Consider the following 18,440-nt stretch of genomic DNA (forward strand, 5'->3'; position numbering starts at 1 on the left):
CGCCACCGCGACGTCGCATTGCCTACGGCTGCTTGATCTCCACCGTCTGGCGCTTGCCGGCGGTGATCGAGAAGGGCTTCTCGACTTTCTGGCCGTCGGCATAGACGGCGACGGCGACATAGTCGCCGGCGGGGAGCGCGACGTTGGTGGCCGGATCATAGCTCACCGAGACGCGCTTGCGCTCGTCATTGAGGTCGCGCTCGGCGCCGAGGATATCGATCTCCTGCGCGCCGTCGGTCTTGACCCCGACCACGCCGGCGTTGAGGTTGACGTTGATCCGGGTCGGCGCGCCGGACTTCACCTCCGCGCGCACCGTGCCCTTGGCCTCGCCGACCACAGCCGTCACGTCGTAGCTGCCGCTCGGCAGATCGAACCTGGATTCGGCATCGTATCCCTGCGCGACCTTCTCGCCCTCGTCGCCGTCGGCCTTGGCCGGCTGATAGACCGCGACCACGATGTCCTTCTCGACCTTGGGACCGCCCTCGGCATAGGTCGAGGTCACGATCAGCTTGCCGACGTCGAGCGTGAGCTGGACGTTGCTCGCATCACCGGCGGCGACCGAGAACGGCTTGCTGGTCTTCGACTGTCCCTTGGTCAGGGTCAGCGTGTAATTGCCCGCGGCCAGCACGAAGCGCGGCACCGCGTCGTATTCCTGCGCGACCAGCGTGCCGCCGTTGTCGGAGACCTGCCAGACCACGTCATCGACCTTGCCCGCACCGCCGGCCACCGCGCCTTCGCTGGTGACGTAGCCGGCGTTGAGGATGACGTCGAGCACGGCCGGCTTGCCCTTCTCGACCAGAAGCGGAAACTCGCGCTTGAGCTGCCGATAGCTGACCTCGACGAGGTAGTCGCCGGGCGCGATGTTGTCGGCGAACGGCGCACCGTAGAAGGTGTTGACATGCTCGCCCTTCTCGTCGCCGGCACGCTTGTAGATACCCCAGTTGACGTCCTCGTCGCTGATCGGATCGAGCCCTTCGGCGAGCCGCGCCACGCCGCGGATGTTCTTGCCGAGATAGGGATCGGCCACCACCGGTTTCGCCGGCGCCTCGCTTGCGACCTTGCTGCCTTGCGTCGCCGCCACTGCCTTGGTCAAGGCGCCGGTCAGGCTTGCGGCATTGCCGGCATCGAGATAAACGCCGCCGGTCGCGCGCGCGATGCATTGCAGTTGGCTCCTGGCCGCGGGATCGGCGACATCGAGGCCGATGACATGGGCGGTGAAGCCGATGCCGGCCTTCTTCAATTCGGCCGCGGCGCCGCACGGATCCGGCGCGCAGGTCTCGATGCCGTCGGAGACCAGGATCACGTTGGCCTTGTTCTCGGTCGAATGCAGCGCCTCGGCGGCGGCGCGCAGCGAATCCGCAATCGGCGTCCGGCCCTTCGGGTTGATGCCGTCGACCGCGGCCTTGATCCGTGTGGGATCGAACTTGCTGACCGGCACCATCAGCTCGATGTCCTTGCAGTCGCCCTTCGAGCGATGGCCATAGACCATCACGCCGAGACGATCGGCCGGATTCCATTTTGACAGGATGGCATCGACCGCCTGCCTTGCCGCGGAGATCTTGCTCTGCCCATCGACCTGGCCCCACATCGAGCCGGATGCATCGAGCACGAGAATGGTGTCGGTGCCCTGCGCCTGGGCTTCTGCCCGAACGCCATGAGATGACAGCAACGCCAGGCCAAGCGACAGCAGGCCGGCAACGAACGAGCGGCGAAAGAGCTTAATCACGGAACGATCCTCGATGATGGAGACAATCGGAGGGCAAAGACGACTGCGACCGCGCGACGCGTGTCGCGAGACCACACGTGCCCTGCCGCAGCCGCGCCCTGCTTCGATCTCGATTTTGTTTTTTGTTGGCCGGATTGCTGATGTGACACACTTGCGATGTGCACGCAGCCAAACGCCAGAACACCTTCTCTTGGCGCAACTTGCCGCCGAACACTTGGACTATTGCGACAAGCGTTTGGCCTGACGCGACACGCCGACGACAAATAAATCGCTTCCAGGGCTGCTGTGGTCTCGGCTGCTGATGTGAGTGCGATCACAGATGACGCAGGTTTGCACGCTGCCATGCATTGGCCTGGCGCACTTTTTTGCATGACGAAGCGCCGTCACGCGCCGCCGTCTCCGCCTAGACCTTCTCGTTGATCGCGGCCCTCATCCGCGCGATCTGCGCATCGCATGACAGAAGAACGGATTGCCGGGCAGCCAGGTCTCGCCGAAGGCGGTAATCGTGGCCCCATGGCGCCACCTCGCTGATCAGACGGCAGGCCTTCTCCACCGACGCCTCGCGATCGAACGGCACCGCGGCGGCCTGGATCGCCGCGAGCCGGAAATGCGGATCGATTGTCACGGCTGCGCCCGCTTCACTCGACGCCCCTGCGTGCGGCGTCGAGCGCGCCCGCCAGCAATTCGAGCGCCTTGACGCGCCGCCGTCGCGCGAGCCGCGCCTCGCCGACCTTGCGCTCGTGCTCGCCTGCAATGAAGGCCTGGATGTCCGGCAGGGGACGGATCACGCCACGGCTGCCCCACTGGCCATCCGGCACCTCGGTCGGAAACACCCACACCTGCGCCGCGACATCCTCGAACGAACCGCCATCAGCCCGCACCACCGCATCGGTCACGTCCTTCACCAGAGCCGCGCGCGAGGCTTCGGTGTATTGGCCTTCCGGCACGGTCGGCACGATCCGGTAGCGCGGCGATGGCGAGCGTTGGCCCGCGACATAAACTGCGGCTGGCCGATGCAGGAAGACAACGGTGACGCTTTGCGCAATCCTGTTGGCCGGATCGAACCCTTCGTGACCGATCAGGATATCGCCGAGTTCCTTGATGAGCCGCGCTTCGGCGTCCGGGCTCAGGGCTCCTTCGGGAATTGTCACGTCGATCATCGGCATTTAGAGACCTCCTGTTGTTGCCAGAACGAGGTCTATGCGCAGGACGCCTCCCGCAGCAGTGGCAGTATCGCCAATCTTGGGGCAGATTCGGACATGGCGTCGTCAGGCGGCTCGTGCCGTGCGCGCGGCGGCTCGCGCAAACCGGCGCTGGTATTCGCGCGGCGAAAGGCCGGTTTCGCGCTTGAACAGGCGGCGAAAGGTCGACAGATCGTTGTAGCCGACGCGCGCGCTGACCGCGTCAAGCTTCAGCCGTCGGGATTCGATCAGGCGTTTGGCCACGTCGACCCGCAGCGCCTGCAGATATTGCAGCGGGGCCTCGCCGACCGCGAGCTTGAAGCGGCGGTTCAAGGTGCGCTCGCTGACTGAAAGGTCACGGGCCAGCTTGGCGAGACTGAAGCCCTGTTGCAGCGACTTCTCCATCAGGCTTTGCGCCCGCGCCACCAGTGCGTCGCAGTGCTGCGTGTCGTGCGTGCGGCTGGCATAAGATGCCTGCGAAACACGATTGCCGTCGATCAGCATCAACTTGCCGGTCTCGGTCGCCACGTCGGCGCCGGTGAATGTCTCGACCAGCCGCAGCGCGAGATTGAGCGAAGTGGTCACCGCGCCCGAGCAGACAATCCGGTTCTGCTCGGTGAGAATCTCGGCGACGCGCAGATCCACCGCCGGATAGCGCATCGCGAAGGTTCGCCCTTTCGCCCAATGGGTAGTGGCGACCCTGCCGTCGAGCAGGCCGGCCTCGGCGAGGATGAAGCTGCCGGTGCAATACGATGCGAGCAACGTGCCGCGCTCATGTTGCCGCCGCAGCGCGGCGAGCAGCGGCTCGACCGCATCGAGCCGCTCGAAGAACCGCTCGATATCACCGACGAACGGCCCGGGAATCACCACCGCATCCGCCGCAGATCGCGCGCTGATCGCTCCATCGACACCGACGACCTGGCCGGACGCGGTCTCGACCGGCCGGCCAGTCAGCGATTCGACGCGCCACCGCAGCTGTGACGGCTTGCCGCTGGCGCGCTGGGGCCGCCTCGCCGTCACCGAATTGGCGGCGGTGAACACGTCGACGATACCCGCAACACCCGAAGCGAGGATGCCGTCGTAGACCCAAATCCGGATGAGCGGCATGGCCGTGTCCGATCCTGCACAGATTGGGGTAATCCTGCCATCGCGGCGCAGGCGGAGCAAGGCCTGCGGCATGGATCGCACCCATAGCGAACCATCCTCATCGTCGTCCTTGCGAAAGCGATATCTATGGTCGCCGCGTGTGCTGTGAGGCGATGAGTCGAGAGGCATCATCACCGTCGTCCCTGCGAAAGCAGGGACCCATACTCCGCGGCGGATGTCGTGGGCGAGACTCGTCGTTCAAGGTCGAACAACAATAACCATTCGTGGTTATGGGTCCCTGTTTTCGCAGGGACGACAGCGGCTTGTGTGGTCGCCGTATGACGCCACTCAAATCATCCGCGCAAATCTGCGAAAACCCGGCATGCCGGTCAGCGCCTCGAAGCCGGCATCGTCGGATCGTGCGGGACGGATCTGGGATCGTCCCGCAGCGATCATCTCAGGTGTTCTTCAGCGCGACGCGGAATTCCGCCTCGGTCTTGGCCTTGACCTCGTCGAGCGTGACGCCGTCGGCGAGCTCGATCAGCGCCATGCCGTCCTTGCCGTGCTTGTCGATGGTGAACACCGCGAGATCGGTGACGACCATGTCGACCACGCGCTCGCCGGTCAGCGGCAGATTGCACTGCTTGAGCAGCTTGGGACCGTCCTTGGCGGAATGCTCCATCACCACGACGACGCGCTTGACGCCGGCGACGAGATCCATCGCGCCGCCCATGCCCTTCACCATCTTGCCGGGGATCATCCAGTTGGCGAGGTCGCCGTTCTGCGCCACCTGCATGGCGCCGAGGATCGACAGATCGATATGGCCGCCGCGCACCATGCCGAAGGACTCGGCCGAGGAGAAATAGCTGGTCGAGGGCAATTCGCTGACGGTCTGCTTGCCGGCATTGATCAGGTCGGCGTCGACCTCGTCCTCATAGGGGAACGGGCCCATGCCGAGCATGCCGTTCTCGCTCTGCAGGCTGACGTCGATGCCCGCGGGGATGTAGTTCGAGACCAGCGTCGGGATGCCGATGCCGAGATTGACGTAATAGCCGTCGCGCAGCTCCTTGGCGGCGCGGGCGGCCATCTGTTCACGGGTCCAGGCCATGAGGCTCTCCTGAAAAACTGGGTGTTAGGCGGCGGGTCGCGGACGGGTGTTGCGGAATTCGATCCGCTTCTTGGCCGTGCCGACCTCGATGATGCGCTTGACGAAGATGCCGGGGGTGTGGATGTGGTCCGGGTCGATCTCGCCGGCCGGCACCAGATGCTCGACCTCGGCGACGGTGACCTTTGCTGCGGTCGCCATCATCGGATTAAAGTTGCGCGCGGTCTTGCGGTAGACCAGGTTGCCGGCGGTGTCGCCCTTCCAGGCGTGGACGATGGCGACGTCGGCGAACAGGCCGCGCTCCATGATGTACTTCTCGCCGTCGAATTCCTTCACTTCCTTGCCTTCGGCGATCAGCGTGCCGACGCCCGTCTTGGTGTAGAAGGCCGGGATGCCGGCGCCGCCGGCGCGGATGCGCTCGGCCAGCGTGCCCTGCGGGTTGAACTCGAGCTCGAGCTCGCCGGCGAGATATTGCTGGGCGAACAACTTGTTCTCGCCGACATAGGACGAGATCATCTTCTTGATCTGGCGGGTCTCCAGCAGCCGGCTGAGGCCGATGCCGTCGACGCCGGCGTTGTTGGAGACGACCGTGAGGCCATTGACGCCGGAATCGCGGATCGCGTCCGACAGGGTCTCGGCGATGCCGCAAAGGCCGAAGCCTCCCGACATGATCATGATGCCGTCCTTGAGGAGACCATCGAGTGCCGATTTGGCGTCGGGATAAACTTTGTTCATGCAGCGAATACCTGATGGAGGGCGCGGAACGGCTGTGGCAATGCGGATTATTAGGCGAAATCTTCGCAATGCGTCAATCAGGCCCCGGTGCGGCGACGGGCGGCGGCCTCGGGCGGCAACATGGCCTTGAAAGCGTCAAGAAAACCCTTCAAGTTGCGGGGGTTGGCAGGGGCCTCCGGCGAGAGCCCGCTGTGTTCGACGACGACCCGACAGACCTCAACCCGACCCGGATATGTCATTGACGATGGCCCAAGGAATTAAGCGCCTGGGGATGCCGATCGCGGCGCTTTTCGGCCTGGCGGTCATCGGCCTGGTCGGAACGTCATGGTTCCTCAACCGGGACGCGCTGCAGCGCGCGGTGGAAGCGCAGATTCGCGCGGTGACCGGGCTCGAACTCGTCGTCAACGGTCCGATCGACGTGTCGGTATTTCCGGGCAGCTATGTCTCCTTCCACAATGTCGGGCTGAAGGGCGCCGCGACCACCGACCCGGCTTTGCAGGTCGACGTGCTGACCGCCAATCTGCGCCTGCTGCCGCTGTTGCTGCGGCGGTTCGAAATCGCCGACGTCATGATGCTCCGCCCGCATATCCATGTGGTCCGCGACGGCGCCGGCGAGAGCAACTGGACGCCGTTCGTCGAGACCATCGCCAAGGCGATGACGCCCGGCGCCGAGAACCAGGTGTCGTTCTCCGAGATCCGGATCCAGGACGGCGAGCTGAATTACGAGGACGGCACCAACCGCATCTCCGAGAAGCTCGGCGACATCGACCTGTCGCTGGCCTGGCCGTCGATCTCGCGCTCCTTTGCCGCGACCGGCCAGTTCGACTGGCGCGGCGAGCGCGTCGACGGCTCGATCAGCGCCAGCGATTTCGTCGCGCTGCTGTCGGGCGACCGCTCCGGCCTCAAGGCCCGGCTCAGTAGCGCGCCGCTCAAGGTTGCATTCGACGGAACCGTCGCCAACCGCACCAGCCTGATGATGGAAGGCACCGCCACCATGGATAGCCCGTCGCTGCGCAATGCGTTGCGCTGGATGGGACAGGCGCCGCCCGGCGGCGGTGGCGGCTTCGGCCGCTTCGCGCTGAAGGCCCGCGCCAATGTGGTCGGCGGCTCGGTCGCGCTCACCAATGTCAATGTCGAGCTCGACGGCAATGTCGCCGAGGGCGTGATGACCTACGCCAATAACGGCCGGCAGACCCTGCAGGCGACGCTTGCCGCCGGCAATCTCGACTTCACGCCCTACATCTCGACGTTCCGCCTTTTGGCCAGCGGCCAGCGCGACTGGAACCGGCAATTGTTCGACCTGTCCTCGCTGTCGTCGACCGATCTCGACATGCGGCTGTCGGCCGCCAAGGTCACGGTCGGCCCGTCCAAGCTCGGCCGCACCGCGTTCGGCGCCAATCTGCGCGGCGGCGCGCTCGCGCTCAGCGTCGGCGAGGCGCAGATGTATGGCGGCATCGCCAAGGGCTCGTTCGCGATCGCGCGCTCGGATGCGGTCGCCGATGTCAGGGCGCAATTCCAGTTCACCGATGTCGATCTGCAGGCCTGCGCCGGCGAATTGTTCGGCATCAACAAGCTCTCCGGCCGCGGCAACCTCAACGTCTCGCTGACGGCCTCGGGCTCGAGCCCGTTCGGGCTCGCGTCATCGCTGGATGGGACCGCCACGCTGAACGGGCACGACGGCGCGATCGCGGGCTTCAATGTCGAGCAGCTGCTGCGGCGGCTGGAGAAGCGGCCGCTGTCCGGCGGCGGCAATTTCCGCTCCGGCTCGACGCCCTATGACAATCTCAGCATATCCGTGAAATTCGCCGACGGCGTCGCCACCGCCGACGATATCCATGTCGTGAGCCCGGCGGCGAAGATCACGCTGACCGGCACCGCCTCGGTGCCGTCGCGCGAATACGATCTCAAGGGCGTCGCCAGCCTGACCTCGGCGTCGGCCGGCGGCACCGCGTTCGACCTGCCGTTCGTCATCCAGGGTCCGTGGGATGATCCCTTGATTTTCCCCGATCCGGAAAGCCTGATCCGCCGCTCGCCGGCATCGGCCCCGCTGCTCGATGCGGTGAAGGATCGCAAGACCCGCGACGCGGTGCGCTCGGTGATCGAGCGCTTCACCGGCGGCGCCGCGCGGCCCGCGGCGGCGACCGATGCAGCGGCCGGCGCATCCGGCAGCGCACCGGCGGCATCGGCCGAGAATGCCAAATCAAACTGACCGATCCATCCACTTTCCGCATCGATGCCGCGGGACTGATCCACGCGCCCGCCGCGCACCCCTACAGAAGTCGTCGATCCGGCATCTTTATCGGGTCACGGGCATGCGCTAGTGTTTTCTCCAACCGGTTAAAAAGCCGGCCTCATGAGGGAGAACAACGTGAGATCCAAGGTTATCGGTGCGCTATCACTGGCGGTCGCTGCGGTTGGCCTGTTCGCGGCAACTGCGCCCGCTTTGGCGCAGGGCAAGACGATCACCGTCTGGTGGGGCAAGGGATTTTACAAATCCGAAGACGACGCGCTGCTCGAGACGATCAAGAAATTCGAAGCCAAGACCGGCATCAAGGTCGAATTGTCGCAATACGCGATCCAGGACATGATCCCGAAGACCGTCGCTGCGCTGGATTCCGGCACCGTGCCCGACGTCGCCTATTCCGACACCTACGATGTGCAGGCGCAGGGCAAGTGGGCCTATGAGGGCAAGCTCGAGGACCTCTCCGACATCATGCTGCCGATGAAGGATGCCTTCGCGCCGAACACGCTGGAAGCGGCGCTGCTCTACAACGACGTCACCAAAAAGAAGTCCTATTACGGCTTCCCGCTCAAGCAGCAGAGCATGCACGTCCAGATCTGGGGCGACATGCTGGAGAAGGCCGGCTTCAAGGCCGCCGACATCCCGACCAAGTGGGAGGACTACTGGTCGTTCTGGTGCGACAAGGTGCAGCCGGCGATCCGCAAGGCCACCGGCCAGCGCATCTACGGCGTCGGCCAGCCGATGGGCGTGGAATCCACCGACTCGTTCCAGTCGTTCTACACCTTCATGGACGCCTACCACGTCAAGCTGGTCGACGACGACGGCAAGCTTCTGGTCGACGATCCCAAGGTGCGCGACGGCCTGATCCACGCGCTGAAGGACTACACCGACACCTACATCAAGGGCTGCACGCCGCCCTCCTCGACGACCTGGAAGGATCCGGACAACAACGTCGCCTTCCACAACAAGACGATCGTGATGACGCACAATTTCACGATCTCGATCGCGGCGAAGTGGTTCGAGGATTCCACCAATCCGGCGCTGACCGACGCGCAGCGCGCCGCCGGCAAGCAGGCCTATGAGCAGGACATCATCACGGCGTCCTTCCCGAAGGCGCCGGACGGCTCGACCATCAAGTACCGCTCCGACGTCAAGACCGGGCTGATCTTCGCCAATGCCAAGAACAAGGCGGAAGGCAAGCAGTTCATCGCCTTCCTGATGCAGGAAGACAATGTGCGGCCCTATGTCGAGGGCGCGCTCGGCCGCTGGTTCCCGGTGACCAAGGCGAGCCAGGCCAGCCCGTTCTGGCAGGCCGACCGGCATCGCAAGGCGGTGTGGAATCAGTTCACCGGCGGCACCGCGCCGTTCGACTTCACCAAGAACTGGAAGTTCACCATCCTGAACAACGAGAACGTCTGGGCCAAGGCCATGAACCGCGTCGTCAGCGAGAAGGTGCCGGTGGACAAGGCCGTCGACGAACTGATCGCCCGCATCAAGCAGGTGGCGGGGTGATAATGTAGACGATGACCGGCACTGCCGAACTTGCTCCGCGTCGTCCCGGCGAAGGCCGGGACCCATACGCCGCGGCGGTCGTTTTGGAGTAAGCTGGTGGACGGCTTTCGCGCAACGGCCGGGACCTGTGGTTATGGGTCCCGGCCTTCGCCGGGACGACGACGTAAGCGACATCTCGTTAGAGTAACCGAATGGCGATCACACTTTCCGCATCCGATGCCCCCTCGCCGCCGCTGTCGGCGCGGCTGTCGCCGCCGCAGGTCTGGGGCATCGCGCTGCTCGCGCCCTATCTGCTGGTGTTCCTCGCCTTCGTGGTCTATCCGGTCGGCTACGGCCTGTGGCTGGCGCGCCATCCGTCGAGCTATGTCGCGCTCTATCACGACCCGATCTTCGCCCGCGCCGCGGTCAACACGCTGATCTTCCTGGTCATCGGCATCAACATCAAGATGCTGATCGCGCTGTTCCTGTCCGGCTTCTTCGCCCAGCAAAGGCCCTGGATCAGGTGGCTGTCGGTGATCTTCATCCTGCCTTGGGCGGTGCCGTCGATCCCGACCATCCTCTCGGTGCGTTTCATGCTCAATCCGGAATGGGGCGTGGTCAACCAGCTGATCTTCAAGTTCACCGGCGACGACGGCCCGAACTGGCTGAACGATCCGGCGGTCGCGCTGGCGATGGCGATCGGCGTCCACATCTGGAAGTCGCTGCCGTTCTGGACGCTGATCCTTTTGACCGGGCGGCTCGCGATCTCGCACGACCTGTACGAGGCGTCCGACGTCGACGGCGCCAACTGGTGGCAGAAATTCCGCTACATCACCTGGCCGTCGATGCAGACGCTCTACATCACCTGCACGCTGCTCTCGATGATCTGGACGCTCGGCGATTTCAACAGCGTCTATCTGCTCACCGGCGGCGGGCCGGCCGACCTCACCCACGTGCTGTCGACGCTCGGCATCCGCTATCTCAGGCTCGACCAGCTCTCGCTGGCGATGGCCTCGATCGTCTGCGCCATGCCGTTCGTGCTGCCGCTGGTCTATTTCATGATGAAACGGTTGTCGCGATGAAGCTGCCCACCCTCCGCGAAGTCGGCACCGAGGCCAGGCTGCTGCTGATCGGCATCCCGGTCTTCATCTGGACCATGATCCCGATCTACCACATGTTCGTGTTCGCGATCTCGCCGAAGGAGGACGCGTTCACCGGCAAGCTGTGGCCGACGCATCCGACGCTGCATAATTTCTCGATCGTGTTCCACCAGCAGCATTACTTCCTGCGCGACTTCTGGATCCAGTTCTGGAATTCGACCGTGATCGCACTCGCCGTCGGCGCGCTGACGCTGTTCGTCGCCACCGCCGCCGCATTCTCGATCTCGCGGCTGCGGGTGCCGGGCGGCCGCGCGGTCATGAACATGGCGCTGTTCACCTACTTCATCCCGGCCGCGTTCCTCGCCGTGCCGATGTACCGCACCATGGGCAGTTATGGCCTGCTCAACAATCACTGGTCGCTGATCCTGGCGATGGTGACGATCGCCGCGCCCTACGCCATCTGGGTGCTGAAGCAGGCCTCCGACAAGCTGCCGGTCGAGCTCGACGAAGCCGCGACGATGGACGGCGCCAGCACGCTGCAGCTGTTCCGCCTGGTCTATGTGCCGCTGATGATGCCCTCGCTGGTCGCAGTCGGCACCTACGCGATCCTGCTCGCCTGGAACGAATATCTCTACGCGTTCCTGCTGCTCTCGAAGGACACCGACATCACGCTGCCGGTCGCGCTCGGCAACTTCCTCGCCGCCGACGATTCGCCGTGGGAGCTGTTGATGACCACCGGCTTCATCTACGCGCTGCCGCCGGCCGCGGTCTATTACGCCTTCAAGCGCTACATGGTCGGCGGGCTGACCGCAGGCGCCGTCAAGTCGTGATCCCCATCGTTTCCTTGTCATTGCGAGCCACCCGGTCGGCGCGAAGCGCAGCCGGATGACAGGCTCCGCGAAGCAATCCATCTCGCCGCGAGCGGAGAAATGGATTGCCTCGTCGCTGACGCTCCTCTACAGCGGCGCGGCGCTCTCGCCGCGCCCGTTCGACAGTTTCGAGGCGAACGACGCCGCCACGATGATCACGGCGATCAGCGCGATGACAAGCGTGCAGATCGCGTTGATCTCGGGCTTCACGCCGAGCCGCACTTCCGAATAGATCCGGATCGGCAGCGTCGCCGAGCCGGGACCGGTGGTGAAACTCGCGATCACGACGTCGTCGAGCGACAGCGTGAAGGCGAGCATCCAGCCCGCCACGATCGCCGGCACGATCAGCGGCAGCGTCACCAAGAGGAACGCACGCACCGGATCGCAGCCGAGATCCATCGCGGCTTCCTCCAGGCTGCGGTCGAGCGCGGAGAGGCGCGACTGCACCACCACGGTGACGAAGCACATCGTCAGCGTGGTGTGGGCGATCGTCACCGTCCAGAAGCCGCGCTCGGCATTGAGCGCCACGAACAGCAACAGCAGCGACAGGCCGGAGATCACCTCGGGCATGACCAGCGGCGAATACAGCATGCCGGAGAACAGCGCCCGCCCCTTGAACCGCTCGCCCCGCGCCAATCCGACCGCCGCCAGCGTGCCGAGCAGTGTCGCGAGCGTCGCCGACACCGCAGCGACCGACAGGCTCATCCACGCCGCCTCCAGCATGGCGCGATCGCTGAAGAACTCGCGGTACCAACGCAGCGACCAGCCGCCCCACACCGTCACCAGCCGCGAGGCATTGAATGAGTAGATCACCAGGATCACGATCGGCAGATAGAGGAAGGCGAGCCCAAGCGCCAGCGAGGTCAGGTTGAAGCGCGTCAGCCTGGTGACGGTGCGCGCCATCAGCTGTCCGCCTCGAGCTGGCGCCGTTGCAGGCGGTCGTAGAGCACGAGCGGCGGCACCAGCAGCAGCAGCAGCGCGACCGCAGCGGCGGAGGCCACCGGCCAGTCCTTGTTGGTGAAGAACTCCAGCCACAACGTCTGCCCGATCATCAGCGTATCTGAGCCGGCAAGCAGGTCGGGGATCACGAACTCGCCCACGATCGGAATGAAGCAGAGCAGCGCGCCGGCGCCGACGCCGGGCAGCGACAGCGGAAACGTCACCAGCCAAAACGCCTGACGCGGCGAGGCGCCGAGATCGCCGGCCGCCTCCAGCAGCGATGCATCCAGCTTCGAGAGCGTCGCATAGAGCGGCAGGATCATGAACGGCAGATAGGAATAGACGATGCCGAGATACATCGCGCTGTCGGTCGACAGCCAGACCACCGGCGTCGAGACGATATGCAGCGCCAGCAGGATCTGGTTGAGCAGGCCGTCATGCTGCAGGATGTTGATCCAGGCATAGATCCGGATCAGGAACGAGGTCCAGAACGGCACGATGACCAGCATCATCGCCACCGTCTGCCAGCGCTGCGGCAGCCGCGCCATGGCGTAGGCAATGGGATAGCCGATCAGGAGCAGGATCAAGGTCGAGGTCACCGCGACGACGAGGCTGCGCAGATAGGACAGGATGTAGAGATTGTCTGATATCAGCAGCCGGAAATTGTCGAACGACAACTGCGCAAACGCCGCCGCCAGCGCCGCGCGGCCCTCGGCCGAATCGAACACCGGCGTGTAGGGCGGCTGCGCGATCGCGGTCTGCGACAGGCTGATCTTCAGCACGAAGCCGAACGGCACCAGGAAGAACAGCACCATCCAGAGATAGGGCGCGATCGCGGCGAGCCGCGCCGGCCGGGCGAAGATGCGGCGCGCGCTCACTGCTCCAGCACCAGGCAGTCGTCGGCGGTGAACCACGCCACCACGCGCTGGCCGGCGAGATAGGCGTCGACATCGAGCCGCGCGGTGTTGGCCATCGACGCCCGCACCACCGCGCCGGTCTCCAGCTTGACCCGGTAGCTGGTCACGCCGCCGAGATAGTTGACGTCGGCCACAACACCCTCCAGCCGGTTGATCGCATGCGAGCCCGCCTCGTCCGACGCCGGCGCGCGGCGCGACAGCTTCACCTTCTCGGGGCGGATCGCGACGCTGACGACCTCCTTGGTCACCGGCGGCCACAGTTCGCTGACCGCGAGCGTGCCCGCCTCCGCGGTCGCGACCCTCAACCGTCCATTCTCGCGGGACGCGACGTTGCCATCGAACAGATTGATGTCGCCGACGAACTCGGCGATCCAGCGCGAGGCCGGCGCCTCGTAGAGATTGCGCGGGGTGGCGACCTGGACCAGGCGGCCGGCGTCCATCACCCCGATCCGGCCGGCCATCGTCATCGCCTCCTCCTGATCGTGGGTGACGATGATGAAGGTCGTGCCGAGCCGGCGCTGCAGCTCCATCAGCTCGCCCTGCGTGCTCTCGCGCAGCTTCTTGTCGAGCGCTGCCAGCGGCTCGTCGAGCAGCAGCACCTGCGGGCGACGCGCCAGCGAGCGCGCCAGCGCCACGCGCTGCCGCTGGCCGCCGGAGAGCTGATCGGGCTTGCGCTTCTCCAGCCCTTCGAGCTTGACCAGCGCCACCATCTCCGCGACGCGGGTCGCGATATCCTTGCGCGCCATGCCGGCGCGCTTCAGGCCGAAGGCGATGTTGTCGCGCACCGACAGATGAGGGAACAGCGCGTAGTTCTGGAACATCATGTTGACGGGCCGCTCATGCGGCAGCACCTGCGCGATGTCGCTGCCGCCGAGCAGGATGCGGCCCTCGTCCGGGGTCTCGAAGCCCGCGAGCATGCGCAGCAGCGTGGTCTTGCCGCAGCCGCTCGGCCCGAGCAGCGCGAAGAACTCTCCGGCGCGGATATCGAGCGAGAGCTTATCGACCGCGCGGAAATTCCCGAACGATTTGGCGACGCCCTCGATCCGCAGCAGCGGCATGTCCGGGACGGCCGGTTCAGGCAACGGCGTTGCCGCCTCCGCACTCGCTTCGCCCGATGTCACGTCAAGAAGCCCCGATTCCCCGCAAGGTCCGATCCTGCCGGCAAGCTAGCGGCGGATCGCCACCGGCTCAACCGCCTCACGAACATCTCCCGCAATATTGTCAGGCTCGGCGTCTCGGCTAGGGCGGGCTCTTAGTGCGTTGCGTCGGCTTTGAGGTACGAACCGAAAGGCACTTGCTCAGTCTAGACCTTACCGCTTTTGACCCATTGCGGGCCTTCGACCGGCCGATCAAGATGACGGACCTTTCCAACGTAAGCAGGACCCCGATGGCGGTCGCTATTAATGTACGAGCGGATAACAATTCCGCGGACGAGATCGAACGACTGTGGGACCAGGTTGCGGCTTTTGAAGACGAGCCGTCGATGCGCGTCCTGGGTTACCGGCCACACTTCACATTCGCGGTCTATGATTCGCCTGAAATCGGCGAGAAGACCGCGTGGGAAGCAATGCTCCGAGCAGTTGCGGGCGGAACACAGATCTCCATAGCCTTCACGCGGATTAGGTGGTTCGTAGGCCCTCCTCTTGTCCTATGGGCTGAGCCTGAAACGAGCTCACCCCTTAGAACGTGGCACGCGTCAATCAGCGCAGCCATCAGCCTGGCCCATTGCCGACCTCATTATCGGCCCGGCGCTTGGACACCCCATTGCACTCTTGGCACACGCATCGCCGATGGAAAGAGCAAGGACGCCATCGCCTTTGCGCAGTCATTCGACCGACGCCTCGAAGTTATTTTCGATGTCGTCGATTGCGTCATCTTTCCACCGGTGCGGATCGTTGCGCAGCGAGAGCTACCGAAGGACGCTCCATAAGCCAGTGAATGTCTGTCTCGCCAATGATCGCGAACCCGTGACGCTTATACAGAGAACCGACTGGATTCCATTTGAGGTATTCCAGCCTGACCGGCAGAGACAAGTCGTCGTAGACCTGTAAAACGTGGTTAAGAATGCGCGTGCCAAGCCCGCGCTGTTGTTCCTCGGGAAGGATGTAAAACTCTCCAAACCGAGCGAAGCCGTCCTGCTGCATCAGCGAAAGGGTGCCAATCCCCTCCTCGCTGCGCTCGATCGCGAAGAAGGGCTTTTCCCCGAAATGGTCGAGGTGAATCTTGAATTGATACTCTTCATCCCATCCCCACTTTGGCGCGATGTGCGGACCCATCGCCGCCTTTTTGACTTCGAACGAAACGCGATGTCTTGTGCCGAATTTGTTAGAAGTCGAAAGCGGAGGTCGGCTGATAAGGGTGGGATGTCCATGTATTCAGCCTAACGCGGCAAATTACGAACGACAAACACCAAAGCTGCACAGGTCGGATTTTGGCCCTTGATCTAGCTGACGGTCTGCTTGACCATCGGGAAGGTCGGCTCTTCGATGGTTATCGGAAGCCCCTCGGCACGGCCGCGACAGTACGCGGAGGTAGCGAGCAACGGCGAGCGACGTCTCACTGTCGCGCGCTCTGACTCGCTGTATCACGCGACCTGGAACACCTCGTATCCAAAGCCGAAACCGGATCTGGGGATCGCGATCCCATCAAAGGCATCCGATGATTCCACACCGCCGAATGCTGGTGCGGGTCACGGAATCAGGCGGACCTAACATGGTCATCGGACGTCTAACCATGTGGGTCATGGCCCGGGGCGCACGTGCCTTCAGAAAAGCCACGACCTCGGGACTTATATCTCCCACAGACCGGTGCATCTTTCCGGCGTTCGAAAAGAGCCCGCCGCCTTCGTGATCAAGCCGAAGCGCGCCGATGTCGACGATCTCTCCAGCGCGAACCTGGAATTTGGCATGAGGGCCACCATAGCCGGCATTTATATTGTCGCACCTTATGCTCAGCAAAAGATACTCGCCCGGAGGAAGTGAGGTAATCCCGCCAAACGCCGTCAACTTTCCTCCTCCGACCACGCTGACTCTGATCGTTTTCGTCGGCGCGCTCTTGTCGAGAGTTTGGCCGAGAGTGACTACAGGAAAGACACAACGCGTGAGACCCCCACCGATATTTGACATCATGAGGATTGCGTCAACGATCACCACACCTCGATGTTCTTGCAGCTCTCGGGCGATGTGTTCGTCAACCGGCAAACCATCCTCCGGTCGCAGAACGTCTCCGCTTTGTGCCCGAGCAGCAGTCACTGAAGCGACGACCGCGAGCCAGACAGCCAGAAGAGTGATACGCTTCATCGCCATAGTACCTCCCGCAACTGCTCTCAATCCTAGCAGGCGCAATTTACCGAACACAACCGTTAGGGAAAGCGACGCGGAAAATCGGCCAGGCGAACAGGCATCAGACCTTCGTGCCATCTCTGGCTGCATTCGCAAACGCCGGTCACCTTCCCTTCGGACCGGACCGAACCGACCGTGTTCCGATGAACGACGTCCGCTCATGGCCCAACTCGGACCTCCGCGATGTTCGCTTTTGCGATGCTATCGAGGGCTAAGCAGACGTGAGCCCCGAGGGGCTCGTTGCCTTTATGAGCACATGCCCTAGACTTCCCAGCCAAGCTCGGGAGGACAACCGATGATTTGCGACCGCTACGGCCTGCCGCTGACGACCACATCGGACCGCGCCGCCGCCTATTATGTCGACGGCGTCGATCGGATGCTGGCGGCGCTGCTCGGCGCCGATGCGGCGTTCGAGGCGGCGATCGCCGACGATCCCGATTTCGCGCTGGCCCATCTCGGCCGCGCCCGCGTGCACCAGCTCAACATGGAGGGCGCCGCGGCCCGCGCCAAGGCGGCCGATGCCCGGCGGCTCGCCGCGGCGGCAAGCCGGCGCGAGCGCCAGCACATCGAGATCATCGCATCCGTGATCGAGGGCCAGGGCAAGAAAGCCATGACAGCGGCCGAGCAACACCTCGCCGAATATCCGCGCGATGCGCAGATCCTTTCGCTGCTGCTCGGCGCGTTCGGCCTCTACGCCTTCTCCGGCCGGCCCGATCATGACGCCGCGCGGCTCGCTATCTCCGAACGTTACGCTAAAGACTATGGCGACGATTGGTGGTTCCTCACCTATCTCGGCTGGTCGAAGACCGAGGCCGGCGACGTCGTCTCCGGCCGCGCCATCACCGAGCGCGGCTATGCGCTGAAGCCGGAGAACGCCGGCGCCGCGCACGCGCTGGCGCATGCGCTGTTCGAACAGGGTGACGGCGCCGAAGGCCGCAGCTTTCTCTCCGCCTGGTTGCCGGCGAATGATCGGACGAGCTTCCTGCAAGGCCATCTCGCCTGGCACCTCGCCTTGATCGCGATCGAAGAGGGCGACGCCGACGGTGCGCTCGCTATCTACGAGCAGCACATCAAGCCGGCGGGCCGCCCTTATCCGCCGCTCAACATCTATACCGACACGGCCTCGCTGCTGTGGCGGCTGGCGGTCGCCGGCAAGACCGGCCTCGACGCGCACTGGAAGGATGTCGCCGCCTATGGCGACAGCTATTTCCCGAAGGCCGGCGCGCATTTCGCGGACGTGCACCACGCACTGGTCGCCGCCACCACGAATAACGACGCGCTCAAGGCGCGGCTGGCCGAGATGGCCGCACGCGACGCCGACGGCAAACTGGCGCCCGGCCCTGCCGCGATCGGGCTCGGTCGCGGGATCGCGGCCTTCGCGGCCGGCGACCATGAAAGCGCCGTGCGCATCCTGGCGCCGCTGATGCCCGAGCTGGTGCGGATCGGCGGCAGCCATGCGCAGCGCGAATTGTGGGAGGACACCTTCATCGTCGCCTGCCTGCGCGCCGGCCAGGGCCGGCAAGCGACGGGCCTGATCTCGGACCGGCTGCATCGCCGTCCGTCCCGGCGCGACCTCGCCTGGGCGCAGGAGGCGGCACGGCAATAGAAGCTGTTGGAGCTGTCCCTTCCCCCCGCAAGCGCCGGGCTTTCGCATATGGACTCGATAGCTCCACAAACTCGTCATGCCCGGCCTTGTGCCGGGCATCCA

17 protein-coding genes are annotated in these 18,440 nt (G+C 64.5%); 6 read left to right on the top strand and 11 right to left on the bottom strand.

Features of this window, described 5'->3' with window-relative positions; all coding sequences use genetic code 11:
• Positions 1-22 precede the first annotated feature (22 nt).
• The 6 genes from ACVW17_RS02340 to ACVW17_RS02365 all read right to left on the bottom strand — a co-directional run bounded on the left by ACVW17_RS02340 (position 23) and on the right by ACVW17_RS02365 (position 5,833).
• The gene (locus ACVW17_RS02340; protein ID WP_456750288.1) at positions 23-1,726 is read right to left on the bottom strand and encodes a vWA domain-containing protein; all 1,704 of its coding nucleotides are present in this window, start codon (positions 1,724-1,726) and stop codon (positions 23-25) included.
• 403 nt (positions 1,727-2,129) lie between these two features.
• Positions 2,130-2,351, bottom strand: a complete 222-nt coding sequence (locus tag ACVW17_RS02345; protein ID WP_456750289.1) for a hypothetical protein — start codon at positions 2,349-2,351, stop codon at positions 2,130-2,132.
• Between the two features lie 13 nt (positions 2,352-2,364).
• On the bottom strand, positions 2,365-2,892 hold the full coding sequence (locus ACVW17_RS02350) for a tautomerase family protein (RefSeq protein WP_456750290.1): 528 nt from the start codon (positions 2,890-2,892) through the stop codon (positions 2,365-2,367).
• 102 nt (positions 2,893-2,994) lie between these two features.
• The gene (locus tag ACVW17_RS02355; protein WP_456756300.1) at positions 2,995-4,185 is read right to left on the bottom strand and encodes a GlxA family transcriptional regulator; all 1,191 of its coding nucleotides are present in this window, start codon (positions 4,183-4,185) and stop codon (positions 2,995-2,997) included.
• A gap of 265 nt (positions 4,186-4,450) precedes the next feature.
• On the bottom strand, positions 4,451-5,101 hold the full coding sequence (locus tag ACVW17_RS02360) for a 3-oxoacid CoA-transferase subunit B (protein WP_106330010.1): 651 nt from the start codon (positions 5,099-5,101) through the stop codon (positions 4,451-4,453).
• A gap of 24 nt (positions 5,102-5,125) precedes the next feature.
• The gene (locus ACVW17_RS02365; RefSeq protein WP_456796741.1) at positions 5,126-5,833 is read right to left on the bottom strand and encodes a CoA transferase subunit A; all 708 of its coding nucleotides are present in this window, start codon (positions 5,831-5,833) and stop codon (positions 5,126-5,128) included.
• A 244-nt stretch (positions 5,834-6,077) separates the two neighbouring features.
• Between ACVW17_RS02365 and ACVW17_RS02370 the strand changes: the two genes are divergently transcribed.
• The 4 genes from ACVW17_RS02370 to ACVW17_RS02385 all read left to right on the top strand — a co-directional run bounded on the left by ACVW17_RS02370 (position 6,078) and on the right by ACVW17_RS02385 (position 11,496).
• Complete coding sequence (locus ACVW17_RS02370; protein WP_456796742.1) at positions 6,078-8,042, top strand: AsmA family protein; 1,965 nt, start codon at positions 6,078-6,080, stop codon at positions 8,040-8,042.
• 159 nt (positions 8,043-8,201) lie between these two features.
• A complete protein-coding gene (locus ACVW17_RS02375; protein WP_456750292.1) occupies positions 8,202-9,587 on the top strand; it encodes an ABC transporter substrate-binding protein in 1,386 nt (461 codons plus the stop codon).
• 191 nt (positions 9,588-9,778) lie between these two features.
• Complete coding sequence (locus tag ACVW17_RS02380) at positions 9,779-10,648, top strand: carbohydrate ABC transporter permease (RefSeq protein ID WP_028336011.1); 870 nt, start codon at positions 9,779-9,781, stop codon at positions 10,646-10,648.
• Positions 10,645-11,496 carry a carbohydrate ABC transporter permease gene (locus ACVW17_RS02385; RefSeq protein WP_456750293.1) on the top strand — a complete coding sequence of 284 codons (852 nt, stop codon included), beginning with the start codon at positions 10,645-10,647 and terminating at the stop codon, positions 11,494-11,496. Before ACVW17_RS02380 ends, ACVW17_RS02385 begins: the two co-directional genes overlap by 4 nt.
• A 126-nt stretch (positions 11,497-11,622) precedes the next feature.
• Here the strand turns inward: ACVW17_RS02385 and ACVW17_RS02390 are convergent, their stop codons facing one another.
• Genes ACVW17_RS02390 through ACVW17_RS02400 form a run of 3 tightly spaced genes read right to left on the bottom strand, consistent with a single transcriptional unit; the run spans position 11,623 to position 14,449 of the window.
• Positions 11,623-12,438, bottom strand: coding sequence for an ABC transporter permease (locus ACVW17_RS02390; RefSeq protein WP_456750294.1), 816 nt, complete (start codon positions 12,436-12,438; stop codon positions 11,623-11,625).
• Positions 12,438-13,352 (bottom strand): ABC transporter permease, encoded by a 915-nt coding sequence (locus ACVW17_RS02395; RefSeq protein ID WP_456750295.1) that lies wholly within the window; start codon positions 13,350-13,352, stop codon positions 12,438-12,440. Before ACVW17_RS02395 ends, ACVW17_RS02390 begins: the two co-directional genes overlap by 1 nt.
• On the bottom strand, positions 13,349-14,449 hold the full coding sequence (locus ACVW17_RS02400) for an ABC transporter ATP-binding protein (RefSeq protein WP_456756301.1): 1,101 nt from the start codon (positions 14,447-14,449) through the stop codon (positions 13,349-13,351). Before ACVW17_RS02400 ends, ACVW17_RS02395 begins: the two co-directional genes overlap by 4 nt.
• Before the next feature lie 329 nt (positions 14,450-14,778).
• Here ACVW17_RS02400 and ACVW17_RS02405 point away from each other — a divergent pair, with 329 nt between their 5' ends.
• On the top strand, positions 14,779-15,321 hold the full coding sequence (locus ACVW17_RS02405) for a 2'-5' RNA ligase family protein (RefSeq protein WP_456796743.1): 543 nt from the start codon (positions 14,779-14,781) through the stop codon (positions 15,319-15,321).
• Here the strand turns inward: ACVW17_RS02405 and ACVW17_RS02410 are convergent.
• Positions 15,263-15,667, bottom strand: coding sequence for a GNAT family N-acetyltransferase (locus tag ACVW17_RS02410; protein ID WP_456796744.1), 405 nt, complete (start codon positions 15,665-15,667; stop codon positions 15,263-15,265). The genes ACVW17_RS02405 and ACVW17_RS02410 overlap by 59 nt on opposite strands.
• A gap of 369 nt (positions 15,668-16,036) precedes the next feature.
• On the bottom strand, positions 16,037-16,696 hold the full coding sequence (locus ACVW17_RS02415; RefSeq protein ID WP_456796745.1) for a hypothetical protein: 660 nt from the start codon (positions 16,694-16,696) through the stop codon (positions 16,037-16,039).
• Between the two features lie 412 nt (positions 16,697-17,108).
• Here ACVW17_RS02415 and ACVW17_RS02420 point away from each other — a divergent pair, with 412 nt between their 5' ends.
• Positions 17,109-18,338, top strand: a complete 1,230-nt coding sequence (locus tag ACVW17_RS02420; protein ID WP_456798924.1) for a tetratricopeptide repeat protein — start codon at positions 17,109-17,111, stop codon at positions 18,336-18,338.
• The last annotated feature ends 102 nt before the right edge of the window (positions 18,339-18,440 follow it).

This window comes from Bradyrhizobium sp. USDA 4473, assembly GCF_054063335.1.